The 14,445-nt window shown below is 37.3% G+C and carries 16 protein-coding genes, 1 other RNA gene and 1 pseudogene; 4 read left to right on the top strand and 14 right to left on the bottom strand.

The genetic code is table 11. From position 1 onward, the window contains the following. The first annotated feature begins 3 nt into the window (after positions 1-3). Complete coding sequence (locus OZX63_RS04010; RefSeq protein ID WP_277144826.1) at positions 4-864, top strand: SPFH domain-containing protein; 861 nt, start codon at positions 4-6, stop codon at positions 862-864. 48 nt (positions 865-912) lie between these two features. Here OZX63_RS04010 and OZX63_RS04005 read toward each other — a convergent pair whose 3' ends face one another. Genes OZX63_RS04005 through manA form a run of 4 tightly spaced genes read right to left on the bottom strand, consistent with a single transcriptional unit; the run spans position 913 to position 4,481 of the window. Then, positions 913-2,364, bottom strand: a complete 1,452-nt coding sequence (locus OZX63_RS04005; protein ID WP_277144824.1) for a HAMP domain-containing sensor histidine kinase — start codon at positions 2,362-2,364, stop codon at positions 913-915. Beyond that, the gene (locus OZX63_RS04000; protein WP_277144822.1) at positions 2,361-3,092 is read right to left on the bottom strand and encodes a response regulator transcription factor; all 732 of its coding nucleotides are present in this window, start codon (positions 3,090-3,092) and stop codon (positions 2,361-2,363) included. The genes OZX63_RS04005 and OZX63_RS04000 overlap by 4 nt, the downstream gene beginning before the upstream one ends. Continuing rightward, positions 3,089-3,484, bottom strand: coding sequence for a hypothetical protein (locus OZX63_RS03995; RefSeq protein WP_277144820.1), 396 nt, complete (start codon positions 3,482-3,484; stop codon positions 3,089-3,091). Before OZX63_RS03995 ends, OZX63_RS04000 begins: the two co-directional genes overlap by 4 nt. A 34-nt stretch (positions 3,485-3,518) precedes the next feature. Then, positions 3,519-4,481 (bottom strand): mannose-6-phosphate isomerase, class I, encoded by a 963-nt coding sequence (manA, locus tag OZX63_RS03990; RefSeq protein ID WP_277144818.1) that lies wholly within the window; start codon positions 4,479-4,481, stop codon positions 3,519-3,521. 240 nt (positions 4,482-4,721) lie between these two features. Between manA and OZX63_RS03985 the strand changes: the two genes are divergently transcribed. The 3 genes and pseudogenes from OZX63_RS03985 to OZX63_RS03975 all read left to right on the top strand — a co-directional run. After that, entirely contained in the window at positions 4,722-5,075 is a 354-nt protein-coding gene (locus OZX63_RS03985) for a hypothetical protein (RefSeq protein WP_277144816.1), read from the top strand. A 66-nt stretch (positions 5,076-5,141) separates the two neighbouring features. Continuing rightward, positions 5,142-6,287 carry a hypothetical protein gene (locus tag OZX63_RS03980; RefSeq protein ID WP_277144813.1) on the top strand — a complete coding sequence of 382 codons (1,146 nt, stop codon included), beginning with the start codon at positions 5,142-5,144 and terminating at the stop codon, positions 6,285-6,287. 153 nt (positions 6,288-6,440) lie between these two features. Further along, positions 6,441-6,623, top strand: a pseudogene (locus tag OZX63_RS03975) (site-specific integrase); the annotation flags it as partial. 467 nt (positions 6,624-7,090) lie between these two features. On the opposite strand, the gene ssrA reads toward OZX63_RS03975, so the two are convergent. The 10 genes from ssrA to OZX63_RS03925 all read right to left on the bottom strand — a co-directional run bounded on the left by ssrA (position 7,091) and on the right by OZX63_RS03925 (position 14,247). Continuing rightward, positions 7,091-7,458, bottom strand: a transfer-messenger RNA (tmRNA) gene (gene ssrA / locus OZX63_RS03970). A 59-nt stretch (positions 7,459-7,517) separates the two neighbouring features. Next, positions 7,518-8,702, bottom strand: coding sequence for an acetate kinase (locus OZX63_RS03965; protein ID WP_277144809.1), 1,185 nt, complete (start codon positions 8,700-8,702; stop codon positions 7,518-7,520). Positions 8,703-8,744: 42 nt separating this feature from the next. After that, positions 8,745-9,749, bottom strand: coding sequence for a class I SAM-dependent methyltransferase (locus OZX63_RS03960; protein ID WP_277144808.1), 1,005 nt, complete (start codon positions 9,747-9,749; stop codon positions 8,745-8,747). A gap of 184 nt (positions 9,750-9,933) precedes the next feature. Continuing rightward, positions 9,934-10,437: a ComGF family competence protein gene (locus OZX63_RS03955; RefSeq protein ID WP_277144805.1), complete on the bottom strand. Its 504-nt coding sequence runs from the start codon at positions 10,435-10,437 to the stop codon at positions 9,934-9,936. Next, the gene (locus tag OZX63_RS03950) at positions 10,421-10,699 is read right to left on the bottom strand and encodes a hypothetical protein (protein WP_277144804.1); all 279 of its coding nucleotides are present in this window, start codon (positions 10,697-10,699) and stop codon (positions 10,421-10,423) included. Before OZX63_RS03950 ends, OZX63_RS03955 begins: the two co-directional genes overlap by 17 nt. Beyond that, a complete protein-coding gene (locus OZX63_RS03945) occupies positions 10,689-11,126 on the bottom strand; it encodes a prepilin-type N-terminal cleavage/methylation domain-containing protein (RefSeq protein ID WP_277144802.1) in 438 nt (145 codons plus the stop codon). Before OZX63_RS03945 ends, OZX63_RS03950 begins: the two co-directional genes overlap by 11 nt. Continuing rightward, positions 11,101-11,448, bottom strand: a complete 348-nt coding sequence (comGC, locus tag OZX63_RS03940) for a competence type IV pilus major pilin ComGC (RefSeq protein ID WP_277134058.1) — start codon at positions 11,446-11,448, stop codon at positions 11,101-11,103. Before comGC ends, OZX63_RS03945 begins: the two co-directional genes overlap by 26 nt. Before the next feature lie 10 nt (positions 11,449-11,458). After that, positions 11,459-12,463, bottom strand: a complete 1,005-nt coding sequence (locus tag OZX63_RS03935; RefSeq protein WP_277144800.1) for a type II secretion system F family protein — start codon at positions 12,461-12,463, stop codon at positions 11,459-11,461. After that, positions 12,429-13,403 carry a competence type IV pilus ATPase ComGA gene (gene comGA, locus OZX63_RS03930; protein WP_277144798.1) on the bottom strand — a complete coding sequence of 325 codons (975 nt, stop codon included), beginning with the start codon at positions 13,401-13,403 and terminating at the stop codon, positions 12,429-12,431. Before comGA ends, OZX63_RS03935 begins: the two co-directional genes overlap by 35 nt. Positions 13,404-13,518: 115 nt before the next feature. Further along, a complete protein-coding gene (locus tag OZX63_RS03925; protein ID WP_277134054.1) occupies positions 13,519-14,247 on the bottom strand; it encodes a YebC/PmpR family DNA-binding transcriptional regulator in 729 nt (242 codons plus the stop codon). Positions 14,248-14,445: the final 198 nt, after the last annotated feature.

The following is a 14,445-nucleotide window of genomic DNA, read 5'->3' as shown; positions in this document are numbered from 1 at the left end:
AAAATGAAATTGATAATTATTATTATCTTACTAATTGCGTTTTTTATTGCAGGTTGCCGCGTTGTTCCGCAAAATAATGAGGGTTTAATTGAAACTTTAGGCAAATATTCTAAAACTGTTAAAGCAGGGTTTGTTTTCATTATTCCTTTTATTCAAAAGATGCGGCGCGTTTCTTTGGCGATGTTCCCCGCTGAAATTTCCAAATATTCGATCATTACTAAAGACAATGCTGAAATTACAACGAGCCTAACCTTAAACTATCTGGTAACTGATTCTTACAAGTACTTTTATAACAACACTGATTCAGTTAAATCCATGGTTGAATTAATCCGCGAACATTTGCGTGATATTATTGGCCGAATGGACTTAAATGAGGCCCTAGGTTCAACAAGTAAAATTAACACTCAATTAGCTGAAGCAATTGGCGACTTAACGGATATTTATGGTATTCGCGTTGTCCGGGTCAATATTGATGAATTGTTGCCAAGTCCTGAAATTCAAAAAGCCATGGACAAGCAATTAACGGCTGATCGTGAAAAGATTGCTGCAATTGAAAAGGCTGAAGGTGAAGCTAAAAATATTGAATTGACAACCAAAGCCAAAAACGATGCTTTAATTGCAACGGCTAAGGCTAACGCACAAGCAATCAAAACCAAAGCGGATGCTGAAGCATATCGAATTAACCAGCTGCAAGCTAGTTTGGCAGATGCTAGCGAAGGCTACTTTAGAAATCAAAGTCTAGACAGCTTCAATAAGTTGGCTGCTGGTCCAGATAATTTAATTGTCGTCAACAAGGATGAAATAACCAATCTGGGTAATCTACCAGCTGCTGCTAAAGTTTGGCATCAGGCTGAAGAAAAATAACTATAACAAAAAAGAGAGCTTCATTTTGGAGTTCTCTTTTTTTATCTATTATTTAGTTAAATATTGTTCATAACCTTGATCATAAATTGTAATCGTAAATTGTGCTCCCTTGCCCATTTCGGAAGTTACCGATACCTTGCCGCCGTGTTGCTTAACAAGAGAGGAAACAATCGCTAGCCCCAGACCTGATTCACCCGTTCCCAGACGAGCACGTGACGGATCGGCTTTAAAGAAGCGCTCAAAGATATACTTCATTTGCTCCTTGTTCATCCCAATCCCATCATCCTTGACCGCGATTTCCGTTCCGTGAGTAATTCTGCGACCACTAAGCAAAATGTGGCCATTAGTAGTAAACTGAATTGCATTTTGCACCAAGTTGACAATAATTTGGGTTAACCGGTCACGATCAGCATAAATTGGTAATTCAGATGGTACCTCTATCTCGAGCTGATCGTTAACCTTATCGGCATTTTGCTTTAGTTGAATGATCACATCTTCTAAAACCTTGCTGGCATTAAATTGCGTCTTACTTAAATTAATTTGATTATTACGAATCTTTTCGTAATCTAAATTTTCGTTAACTAGGCGAATTAAGCGCTCGGTCTCCCGACGCATTAGGTCAATTGATTTCGGTTTGGACTCTTCCGGAATAGCATCATACTGCAATCCTTCCAGAATACCATTGATTGTCGTAAGCGGTGTACGCATTTCATGGGCTGCATCAGCCATAAATTGGTCGCGGCGCTTTTCCTGTGATTTAACTTCTTGATTATATTCTTTTAATGCCTGCACCATCTTGTTAAAGCTATCAGCTAACTGGTCAATCTCATCATTACCCGTCTGCTCAATCTGCACATCAAGATTACCAGAGCGCACTTTTTTGATTGCTCGTGAAAGGCGATTAATCTTATTGGTTGAATAATAGCTCAAGATGGCACTCATAATTAGCCCGACAAATAAGGCAATAATTAACGCGTTGATTAAATTGCGTTTGGCTGTGTCAATTGGCCGCTCAACATCTTTGACAAGCGAACCTAGCCAAATTGCCCCAACAATCTTATGTCCACTCATCCACGGGACAATTACACCCGTATACGCATTTTTCGTATGACACAAATACGATTTTTCTTCATTATTATTTCTAATGTGAATTTCTTCACCGTGGCTTAACGCGGCAAAAACATTGCCTTTTAAGCGGAGTAAGCGGCGACTTTTAGGATAGATTTGCATCCCCTGACTGTTAAAAATATGCAGGTGAAGGTCATCACCACGCAAGACAAACTGCAATTGATCCAAAAATTCCGAGTTAAGCATGATAGTGCCATTCTTTTGGTCATTAGCAGCTAAGTCACCTAATGATGAAGCATAATCGTCCATGCGCCGATAATTTTGCTCATAAGATTGGGCTGTCACCGATTTAATCTCGGCATAGCCAATGATTGATACCGTCGTCACAATAATTAGCAAAAAACTAAGTAAGTGTTGATAGATTAGCTTCATTTCTTAACCTGCTCATCATCAAACTTATAGCCAACACCCCACACAGTTTGAATCACATCAGCACCAACCTTTTCCAATTTTTGCCGCAATTTCTTAATATGGGCATCGACAGTTCGTTCTTCGCCAAAATAGTCATAGCCCCAGACAGCTTCAAGCAACTGGCCGCGTGAAAAAACTTGCTTGGGCTTTTGGGCCATTGTATAAAGCAAGTCAAATTCCTTGGGCGTTATATTGGCCACCTTTTTATCATCAAATAAAACTTCACGCCGAGCCTTGGAAATCTTGACATGCTTGGTATTAACATCATAATCACTCGTTCGTTTAGCTAATTTAGGATGACTTTGATTATCTTCAATCATAATTCGGCGGTGCAATGCCTTAATCCGCGCAATTAATGCCAGCGGGCTAAAAGGCTTAGAAACATAATCGTCGGCGCCGACACCTAATCCCAAAATCTGATCGGCCTCACTATCACGAGCCGTTAACATGATAATCGGTACTGTTGGCGAAAGCGCGCGTACCTCCTTAGCAACCTGGATACCATCCTTTTTAGGTAAATTAAGATCCAAAGTAATCAAGTCGTATTCATCAACGTGTTCTTTAAACATTTCAACAGCCTGCACGCCATCGACGGCAACATCTTCTGTCCAGCCTTCTTTAGCAAAAAACATCCCCATCATTTCAGCGACAGAACTATCATCTTCAACCATCAAAATTTTTAATTTCATTTTCGATCCCTAAATCCTTTAGTTCTTTCGTGCTTGACTTTATCTGGATCAACATAATCTGGTGGCAACTCATTGCGCTTAATTAAAAACCGTTTCAAACTTTTTTCGGTCGCAACAATTGGAAACAAAATAAAGAAGTAAAACGTCAATAACCAGATTAAAAAATACCGATCCCACTTTAACAGATGAATGCCAATTCCAATTAGCAGTTGCAGTAAGCCAAAAAAGGCAAAATACATACTCGCCTTTTTCTGGGCAAAAGCAAAACTGTTTCGGTTAACCTGTGCTAAGTATGACAAATAACCATATAGTGGATTAGCCTTTTTGGCTGGTTTAATTAACCAGATAAGTCCGACAACAAGTAAAATTGCGCCGCAAGCAATATAAATCATACTTCTTATTTTCCTTTTTTAATGAATTTTAATTCTACTTAGCAGGAGCAGACATTACTATTTTCATTTTACCAATGAACGAGAAGTCTTTCATCTGATTAGGAATAATGAAATTAGTACCAACCTTTAGCTTATAAGTCTGATTGCCAACTTGCAGTTGTCCCTCTCCTTTAATAACCGAAACTAATAGGTAAGGGTGACCATTTAAGCTAGTTTGCCACTGACCATCTAAATCAATTTGCCATAAATAAAAATGTGGTGACACTGGCGGCTCAACTAAAGTCTTAATAGTTGCTCCCTGCTCGTTAGTTACTTTAACGTCAATTCTTGGGTCAACATGTGGCACTGTGGTAACATCAATCGACTTCTGTGTGTGCAGCTCACGCTGCTTGCCTGTCTTCTCATCAACTCGATCATAATCGTATAATCGGTAAGTAACATCGCTGGATTGCTGGGTCTCAATTACCATAATTCCTTTAGTTAAAGCGTGAATTGTTCCCGCTGGAACATAGAAAAAGTCGCCAGCCTTAACCGGCACCTTACGCAAAAGCTTATCCCACTGCCCCTGATGAATCATATTGGCTAATTCATCACGCGTCTTGGCAGTATGACCATAGATTAAATATGAATCTGGATCGGCTTGTAAAACGTACCAGCTCTCAGTTTTGCCACTGTCATTCTCCACTTTTCTAGCATATTCATCATCGGGATGAACTTGCACTGACAAGTTATCATTAGCATCCAGAAATTTAACTAATAATGGAAATTCTTTTTCCTCAGGATTGCCAAATAAGTCCGGATGTTCATGATATACTTGCCGCAACGTTTGCCCCTTTAATGGGCCTTGGCTAACCAGCGACGCATCATCTTTATATCCAGAAATAATCCATGCTTCGCCTACTTTGCCAGCTGGAATATCATAATTAAAAATTGTTTGTAGTTTTCTCCCACCCCAGATTTTTTGTCTGAAATACGGTGTTAAAAATATTGGTTCCACTCTAATCACCTCATATTTAGTTTAAACTTTTATCGGATAAAAAAGGAATATTTTTATTAAATCTTTATTATGTGACTTATTATATAGATTTTTATGTGTAAATGTAAAACACCATCCAAATTAACGGGTGGTGTTTTTAGGTTGGAACAAATGAAATATTGAATAGACTTATACGGGTATTAGCTTTAAAATTGAAATAAATTGTATAGAACAACTTTATTTGTTTAAAAAGGAGAAATCATGAAAAAAAGAATAATTATAGTAGTTACAGCATTAGTTGCTATTTTACTGGGAACAGTTAATAATTCATCAATCACTTCAGCGCATAGTTTTGCATGGTGGTGCAAGCCACGTGAAGTTAAGGTTGTTAAATCCGTAAGAATTAATAAAATTAAAAAAGAAGTTCCACTTTATAAGTCACATTGTGTAGGTCACAAGATTCTTAAAAAAGGCACACGACTCAAAATACAACATGTTGCTAGTTATACTTGGATAGTTCAGAAAAAAGGTCTAGCAAATGGCTATTTCAACTCTAGCAATTATTTTTGGGAAACTGGGAATTTTCCAAAGCACTGGTATAAATTAGTCAAATAATCTACGTCCACAAAGCCAGTGACAATAAACCTATGGCGAGAAATATAATACTTTGAAGGAGTTAAAATGAAAACCACAAAATTAGTAGTAGGAATTCTACAAATGGTCTTTGCAGCTATTATTTTATTTCAATCATTCATGGTTGGAATGGCAAATATAGTAGCTACTGGAGGTGCTAAAAACGCTGCACTTGGAACATTAACAGCATTACTATACGTTGTCTCTGGAACAATTTATATTGTTACAAGAAAAGATCCAAAAATTATCGGTGACGCAATTAGTTTAATTATTATGGCTTTAACTTGGGTTTTAGATTTAAACTTTCACGGAGACTTTACTGATCTCTCATTTTATGGTTGGATAGCTATTATAATTGGTTTAATTTTCTTTTTATGGCATGTGGTTGTCTTAACCCAAGACAATGATCATATAACCATTAATAACAAGAAAAACACAAAAGTTGATCCGAAAATATATGAGAAAACTAATTCGGAAAACAATGTTAAGTCTAACACTTCTAATAATTCTAAAAAGGAAATTAATATATATAAGTACCTAGCTATTGGCTCTGGAATAATTATTATTGTTTTTCTCGGCTTTTTCGTATTTTCCAAGATAAAATTTACTAAACCAACATCTTCTAATCAAACATCTTCTAATCAAACATCTTCCCTTGTAAAAAATAATACAGTAACTGAGCTTAAGACAGTTACTTTGAATGCTGGAATCTATAAAGTTGGTAGAGATATCGCACCCGGAAGATATAAAATTACAATTGTGAAAGGTAGTGGCAATATTTCTTCTGACAATGAATCCAATGATGAAGAAATTAATGCTATTATCGGTAAAGACTATGACGATGACCAAGTAACTTCATATACTGTAGACTTAGTGAAAAAAGAAAAAATTGAGTTAGACGATATAGAAGAAACAAAATTTACGCCGATTACTAATAGACAATATAAAACAAGCTTAAGTGCTGGAAGCTGGGAAGTTGGAAAAGACATTAAGCCTGGAAGATACACAATTGTCGCTACAAAAGGTAGTGGCAATATTTCCTCTGATGGAAGCAACGATGATGATGACATCAATGAAATCTTAGGAACCACAGTTGATAAAGATGATGATCAGATAACAAAATTTACAGCTACATTGACTAAAGGAGAAATTTTAAATACTGATTTGCAAGGTATCGAATTAATTGCAAAATAAAATCGATGTAAACAAGACTCTGTCTATTGGTTTTAATAACAAGGTGATAGTTCAATCACCGAAAAGTAAAATGTCGATCAGAACCCTACCAGTATCTGATAATCTCAAAAAACATTAATTAAATATCGTGATTATGAGTTAAGCCAACCCCTTGTGAGTAATAAACTTTTTCACACACAAAATGGAAATTACTTAACACTTAGTAAACCTGACCAGTGGCGTCATGCAATTTATAAAGCAAATCCCAAATTAAAGCAAATAACCATACATGGTTTCCGTCATACTTTTGCAACTCTATTGATTAGTGAAACCAATGTTAAGCCAAAAACAGTTCAGATGTTAATGGGACACGAAACAATTGAAATGACAATGGATATTTACACCCATCTAACCAGTCAGAATAAGAAAGATACTATCAACTCAATCAAACTTTTAAACATTTAAAAAGTGCCTGGGAAAAAACTCAGCACAAAAGGGAATGTTAGAATAAAAAGCTAACATTCCCTTTTTTATACAATATTTTGTTCATATTATGTTCTGGAAAGTTACAAAAATTTAAAGACATTAGCAATAGCATTCGATTTTAACGGCTACTTATAACCTAATTTTTTCAAAATCAGAGTTTTTTCCCAGACACTTTCTTTCTATATAGAAATTCCACAGACTTTTCACAGACTAAAATTTATTAAAGATTTACATCCATTTATAAGAACGCTACTAAATCAGTGTTTTCAATTATATAATCATGTGAAATTACTTTAAAACTAAAAGAAGCCTTGATAAATCAAGACTTCTTAGACATACAATGGAGATGAGGGGAATTGAACCCCTGTCCAAACGCATTCCGTCACTGACCTCTACGATCATAGTTATATTACTTGAACTTCACTAGTCCAAAACGCCATATAACAGGGCTAGGATGGACTAGCTAACCTGTTTAGGACTCTTTTTAACTATTCAGATGAGGTAGTTAAACGTAACTCACTAATTTGATACCTACTACTAGACGTGAGTAATCCAATATTAGGCAAGGCATAAGTGCTAAATTAAGCAGCTAATGCGTAAGAATTTTCTTTATTTGCAGTTAAAGTTCTGTGACGTTTTAATGTAGACGTGACCTACAAATCGCAGTCAATGCGAATCTACGCCTGTCGAATCCCAAAACATCCCCTTGAGACTCTCTAATTATAGCATAATTCACATCAACAAACGATTAAAAAGTTCAATTAATTAGTTCAAATGAGCTAAACGAACAACATCACGTTCAATCATCAATTCTTCATCAGTTGGAATAATCATTGCCTTAACCTTTGAGCCGTCTTTAGAAATGAACTTCTCGCCGTTAGACTTGTTAGCTTCAAAGTCTGGGTCCAAACCGATAAATTCAAAAGCCTTCATGACATTTTCACGAACGCTGCTGTCGTGTTCACCAACACCGGCAGTGAAGACAATCGCATCAACGCCACCCATTTCAGCAACGTAAGAACCAATGTATTGAATTACACGGTCAACAAAGATTTCACGAGCTAAGTTAGCCTTCTTATCAGCATTATCTTCCAAGTCACGCATATCTGAAGAAATTTCAGAAATACCAAGTAATCCTGACTTGTCATTCAAAATACTAATCATTTGGTTAATATCAATGTTGTCTTTGTTCATAATGTATTGTAAAACTGAAGGATCAACATCACCTGAACGAGTACCCATTGTGATACCTGCAAGTGGTGTGAAGCCCATTGAAGTGTCGTAAGACTTACCGTTCTTAACAGCAGTAATTGATGCACCTGAACCCAAGTGGCAAACTACCATCTTCAAATCTTTGGCATCTTTACCAAGCATTTCAGCAGCACGGCCAACAATGTAACGAACTGAAGTACCGTGAGCACCGTACTTACGTACACCATATTCTTGATAATATTTATAAGGAATTGAGTACATGTAGTGTACTGGATCCAAAGTTTGGTGGAATGAAGTATCAAAGACAGCAACTTCTGGTACTTCTGGAAGCAACTTCATAAATGCTTCAATTCCCTTGCCTTCAGCCGGGTTATGCAATGGTGCATATTCCTTCAAGTCATAAATTGCTTGTAATTTGTCCTTGTCAACGATTACTGAATCTGAGAATTCTTCCCCACCAGCAACAACACGGTGACCAACACCAACAATTTCACTTAAATCAGAGATAACTTTGTATTCTTCTAATGCTTTAAGCAACAAGTTAACGGCTGTTTCTTGATCTGGAATAGCTACTTCTTCCTTGTGCTTTTCGCCGTTGGCTAATTTGATTTCAAATGATGAACCATCAATACCAACACGGTCAGCAAGGCCTTCTGCTAATACCTTTTCTTCTGGTAAAGCAAATAACTTGTACTTAAAAGAAGAACTACCTGAGTTGATTGCTAAAACTTTTTTCATAAATAAAATTCCTCCATACATGTAACTTTGTATTTTCACAAATTAATGAATGTTATTAGTATACCACTCATTTAGCTTAACATTAAGCTTAATTAGCTCCTCTTGCTTCTTAATTGAGTCTAACTTTGTGAGCAAAACCTCACTGCTACTAATACCAGTGCCGTGATTTTGAAATACCAAGACTGATTTTTGGTTAAATTTATTCTGAAACATGTTATCCGGTAACTCAACAATCGTCCGCAAGAAGACCTTTTCGGCAAGCCACGGCATAAAATCAGCCCCAACTTTACCAGAAAGAATTGATTTGGGCACAACTAAAAAGGCATAGCCTCCAGGCTGCAGATTTTTAATAATTTGCTCAATAAACAAAAGATGTGCAAATGAGTGCCCTTTTTCAGCTTTCGTTGCAAAATTAGCTGCATTATCATCAATCGGATAATAACCAATTGGCAAATCACTAACTACTGCCTCTGGACTTTCAAGTAACCAAGGACTAAGAGCATCCTGGCAATACAAGTCAATCTTAATCCCATTTAAATGAGCACCAACGTCGGCAAAGTTCAGCACTTCCTCGTCGTTATCAATTCCAGCTAACTCATAATTCAGCTTAGAATGGTTAGCCATTTTCAACTGGTTAACAACTTCATATAGCAAACTACCAGTTCCAACTGCTGGGTCGACAATCGTCAAGTCCTTATCTGCCGGCAGCAGCTTCTTCATCAACATTGCAATAATTGTGGCAATAGCTGGTGGTGTCGGCATCTGATTGACGTCTAATTCGTCTTCATTAATTGCTTTAAGGACTAGGTAAGTAAAAATTTGTACTTTGTCCTTCTGCGCTAAATGATCATAATCTAGTGCCGCATATTTTTGACTTAACTTAGCAACCGTGTCCTTATCTGGGGCACCCATTTCAACCTTAATCTTACCTGTTTCAAGATTATCAAAGGTTTCGGTTAAAGCCTCACCAAAAGTAACATTTAAGCTATCCTGCAGACACTTAACACAGTCCAAAAATTTATTAAAAAGTTCTTCAATTTTATCCATGCTTGATTCCCCTTATCTCCTTACCATTTTAATAGAAAGAAGGTTATCGGTGCAAGCAAATCAATTGTTGACTAGATATTCAATTAATAGCAGGTCACTTTCCATGCTGAAACGATAAACTTCCTGATAAAATTGTAGGAACAACAGACAAGTAATTAATACCAAAACGCTACTAAGTAACGCACTAGCTTTTACTTTTTGCTTTTTTAGCTTGTTCATTTTTTGCCTTCTTTTCCGGCTGCTTAGCTAATTTAAAATATAATTCAGACTGGCGGCCATCATCTTCTGTCACAACAATCTTCAGCTGTTGCGACTGCGTCACAAACTTTGCTTTACTAACATTCAATAAAAGTGGCATATGTCCGCCTTCAAAAGTTGTTGCCCGAATCATATTTTTATAAAAAGTTAACCAATAAATATTTTCATTATTATCTTGGTCTACTTTCACAATCTTTGCCTTTTTTGCCGTGGAAGCAGCGGCATCAACATAGGCCAATTTAGTATTACCATCATGTAAAAAGCGGTTGAATTGCACATAAGAAAACACCACATCGTCGGTATGGTGCTCAGCTTTGTTGGCCAAGGTCATGCTTTTTAACAAATTTTGTAACATTAAAACAACCAACAAAGTTATAAAAACCGCAAACATGGCTTCGGATAACATAAAGCCCTTATTCCTTAATTTCATAAGTTTTCTTATCTGTTGTATCATAGACGCTTTTTGCTCCTACAGGTTGATAAACACGATCATGAACGGTAATTTTATCTAAATTGCTTTCTTTCAGCACATGCCAAGCATAAGTTCGGTCTGTCTTTAACTCGATTTGGTGCTCATTTACCATACTGCCGCTAACGATTAGCGCAATTAGAGTCACACCCATCACTGCTAAAACAAGTGCCACCACACTTTCTGCCAGTAAAAAGCCCTTTAGTCGAAATCTATTCTTCAATTGCTCGCCCCCAAAGCATTTGTAACTTTATCTTCTGTGAATGTTGACCATCAGCAATAGTAATAGTTTTGGGTGCTAGTATTCCATCATTTGTAATCAGTGTTGTATTCTTAAGACCGTAGATAGTAATTGTTGAAGCGATCTGGATATTTTGAGAAAAGCCATCACCATTAAAAACAAGTATCTTTGTATCTGGCCGATATACTATTGTAACTGACTCATGCTTAATCGTACTGTACCGCGCCGCTTGTTCAATAGAACTTTTAACTTCTCTAGTAGTATTATTAAGAACTAACTGCTGGCGATATGCGGAAATTTCGACAGTTCCAAGCATTACTAAGCTGAGTGCAATCATTAGGCACACAACCATTTCGACTAATGTAAAGCCAGAAAATTTAACTTTAATTGCCTTTTTCAACCACACCATTATTTACCGTATAGTTTTTGGATTTATCAAGTTGATTTTTGGTCAAATAACCATCTTCAAACATATTTTGGAAAGTAATATCTTTACCCTTGCGATCCTTATCTTCTTCATAAAGATCAGCTTGAGTTTGCAAAGTTGTCTTAAAGGCATCTTCGGTACGATCAGCCGCACTCTGTTTTTGTTTAGTCAAATTAGGTGCAATAATCAAGAGTAGCAACACAATAATGGCAATGACCACGACCATTTCAATCAACGTAAAACCTTGTGCCTTACGACTTTTAGCTAAAATCTTTAATAAATATTGTTTAAACTTTTTCTTCATTATAATCTCCTTAAATCTGCTGCATCATGGCATACATTGGCAGCAACAATTTTAAATACATCCCGATAATGCACAACCCAATCAAAATAAAGCAAACTGGCTGTACATTAACGATTAATTTTTCAATTTTACTAGTTAAATCTGTAAATAATGTTTGTCCGAGTAGTAAACAGCGATTGCCTAAATCACCCTTAGTTGATCCCGTCTCAAGCAAGATTACTAATTCATCTGGCAAAAATAATTCCTGCTTAATAATCTCCTGCAAACTCTTACCCTTGGCTAACTGCCGGTTTACCTTGGCACCAAGATACTGCTGCAGTGATCCTTTTTCCTGATTTGCCGCATACTGACACATCTTTTGCAGAGAAAAACCGCTTGCAACCAATAAGCCAATATCATAAACTAAGAGATATTTGACATACACTTTGACCGTTGCGCCAATAATTGGGTAATGCGCTAGTTTTTTTAGTGAATGGTAATCTTGTTTACGCAAAAGGGTTAGAACTTGCGTGAAATAATAGAGAAATAACAAACCTAACCCCAGTATGCCTACCAGCAAGACATCACCAGTGTGCTCGTTAGAAGATGAAAATTGGCTTGATACAAAGGTCTGCATAAAGACAAGTAGTGCAATCATCATTACGACTAATACTACCGGATATGACATTTCGGTTTTTAACTTCTTAATCTGTTCATTTTTCAGACGATTCAGTGTAGCCAGCTGCGACAAGCAATCAAGCAAATTTCCCTGTTGCATTGCTAATTCGACTTGTGTGGCCACTGTTTTACTAAAACCCAGTTGCCACATTTCCTGACCTAAATCAGCACCCAGAGTCATTCTTTGGCTCAAACCTGCTAGCAGCCTTTTACGTTTCGGCCATAATATCGGCATTAATTCCAAACTAGTGCTGAGAGAAAAGCCATTGGCCAGGCTATTTTGTAAGTAATCAAGAAAGGCTAGCTGCTCTTGACCTGTCAACTTACCCTTCTTGAAATTGCTTATAGATTGGCGCACTAATTTCACCTCGCTGTTTCAATTCTGCTAAATTATCCGTCCACTTAACAAAATTCCCTCGTTGAGTTTGCCCAATACTATCCTGCAAGTCTTGTCCACTGGCAATATCGAGTAAGCATGAAAAGCCGGCCATCGTCGGCAAGAGTCGCTGGTAAGAAACAGCCGTTAAACAGTTACTTAGCTCATTCTGATTAATCTGCAAACTCTCTAATCGCGAAATTGTCTGCAGCGTACTCTTGGCATGAACAGTTGCTAGCACGAGGTGTCCGCTTAGTGCGGCATCAACTGCTAGACGTGCCGTTTGGGCATTTCGAATTTCGCCAATAATTAAAATATCGGGACGGTGGCGCAAAGCTGCTTCTAACAAGCGTGCATAACTAATTTCAGCCTCATCATTAACCTGAGTTTGTAAAAATGTCGCTTGATGGATTTCAACCGGATCCTCAATTGTCATCACCATTTTTCCCTGCCCAACAGCTTGCGCCAACTTATACATCGTCGTCGTTTTACCAGAGCCAGTGGGACCACTTGTGACAATTAAGCCGCGCCGTTTAGCCAACTGCGTTAATTTCTCAATTTGCTTAGGTAAAAAATACTGGCCCAACTGCACTTGATAAATAATCCGTAATACCAACGATTCACAACCGGTAAAGTCGCCAATGCTTGATAAACGCAGATAATATTTTTCTTGGTGATAGTCATACGTTAGTGCTCCAACCTGTGGCCTGCGGTGCTCCGCAATATCCATTTGCGCGCCATATTTGAGAAAGTTGATAATTTCTTTCCCTTCATTTAATGTAAACACGGCCTTTTGACTAATCCCAGCAATTGTCCGCAAGTTGACCACCATTTGCTCATCATGTACCAGGAAAAACATGTCACTGGCGTGCTTGGCAATTGCTTCTTCAATTAACGAGTTGACCGTTTCCTTAATTCGCATAAAAAACCTCCTTTGCCTGCACTCTACAAGTACATACGCAAAAGAGGTGAAAAATTTTTTGTAAATAAAAAATCACTCAAAAAATTGAGTGATTTATCGTTATTTTATGTTAACCCTAGTCTTCATCAGCAGCGGCAGTGTAAACATTTTGCACATCATCATCGTCTTCTAAGGCGTCAACAAGGTTAGCAAATTGTTCCTTCTTGTCTTCTGGTACTGGTGTAGTGTTCTCAGGAATCATCGTTAACTCAGCGTTGGCAAGCTTGTAGCCAGCCTTTTCTAAAGCATCACGAACTTGTGCCAATTGCTTAGGATCAGTGTAAATCTCGTAAACTTCATCGCTTGTTTGCAAGTCATCGCCACCGGCATCCATTACGTCAAGTAACATTTGGTCTTCATCGGCATCAGTTGTTGTCCGGTCGATTGCAATGTAACCCTTACGGTCAAACATGTAAGCAACTGAACCAGTAGCACCAAGTGAACCACCATTACGCGTAAAAGCAACACGAACTGAAGAAGCTGTCCGGTTCTTGTTATCAGTCAAAGCTTCAACAAAGACAGCAACACCACCTGGTGCATAGCCTTCATAAGTAATCTCATCGTAATGCTCGTCTGAATTTCCTTCAGCCTTCTTAAGTGCGCGGTCAATGTTAGTCTTAGGCATGTTGTTAGCACGAGCTTTATCCATTACCATCCGCAAGTTAGGATTCCCTGAGGGGTCAGGACCACCATTCTTTGCAGCCATATATATCTCACGAGATAGTTTTTGGAAAATTTTACCTCTCTTAGCGTCTTGCGCATTCTTGCGGCCTTGAATATTGTGCCATTTTGAATGTCCTGACATAAGAATCCTTCTTTCTTTATTTGTAGTTATTAACGATAATAATCTTAACTCACAGCAGCACAAAATTCAATACTAGCAGCAATTTCAGCTAACTTTTTGCCAAAATTATTCTCAAATTAAATTATTTTAAGATTATTCTAACTAAATATCTTTATTTTGGGTCTAGTCAGACACTGTAATAATGGTAAAATAGAACAC

It is taken from the genome of Lactobacillus sp. ESL0700 (genome assembly GCF_029392095.1).
Classification (GTDB): Bacteria; Bacillota; Bacilli; order Lactobacillales; family Lactobacillaceae; genus Lactobacillus.
The sequence above is the reverse complement of the archived record's forward strand: the minus strand, read 5'-3'. Positions and strand labels throughout refer to the sequence as shown.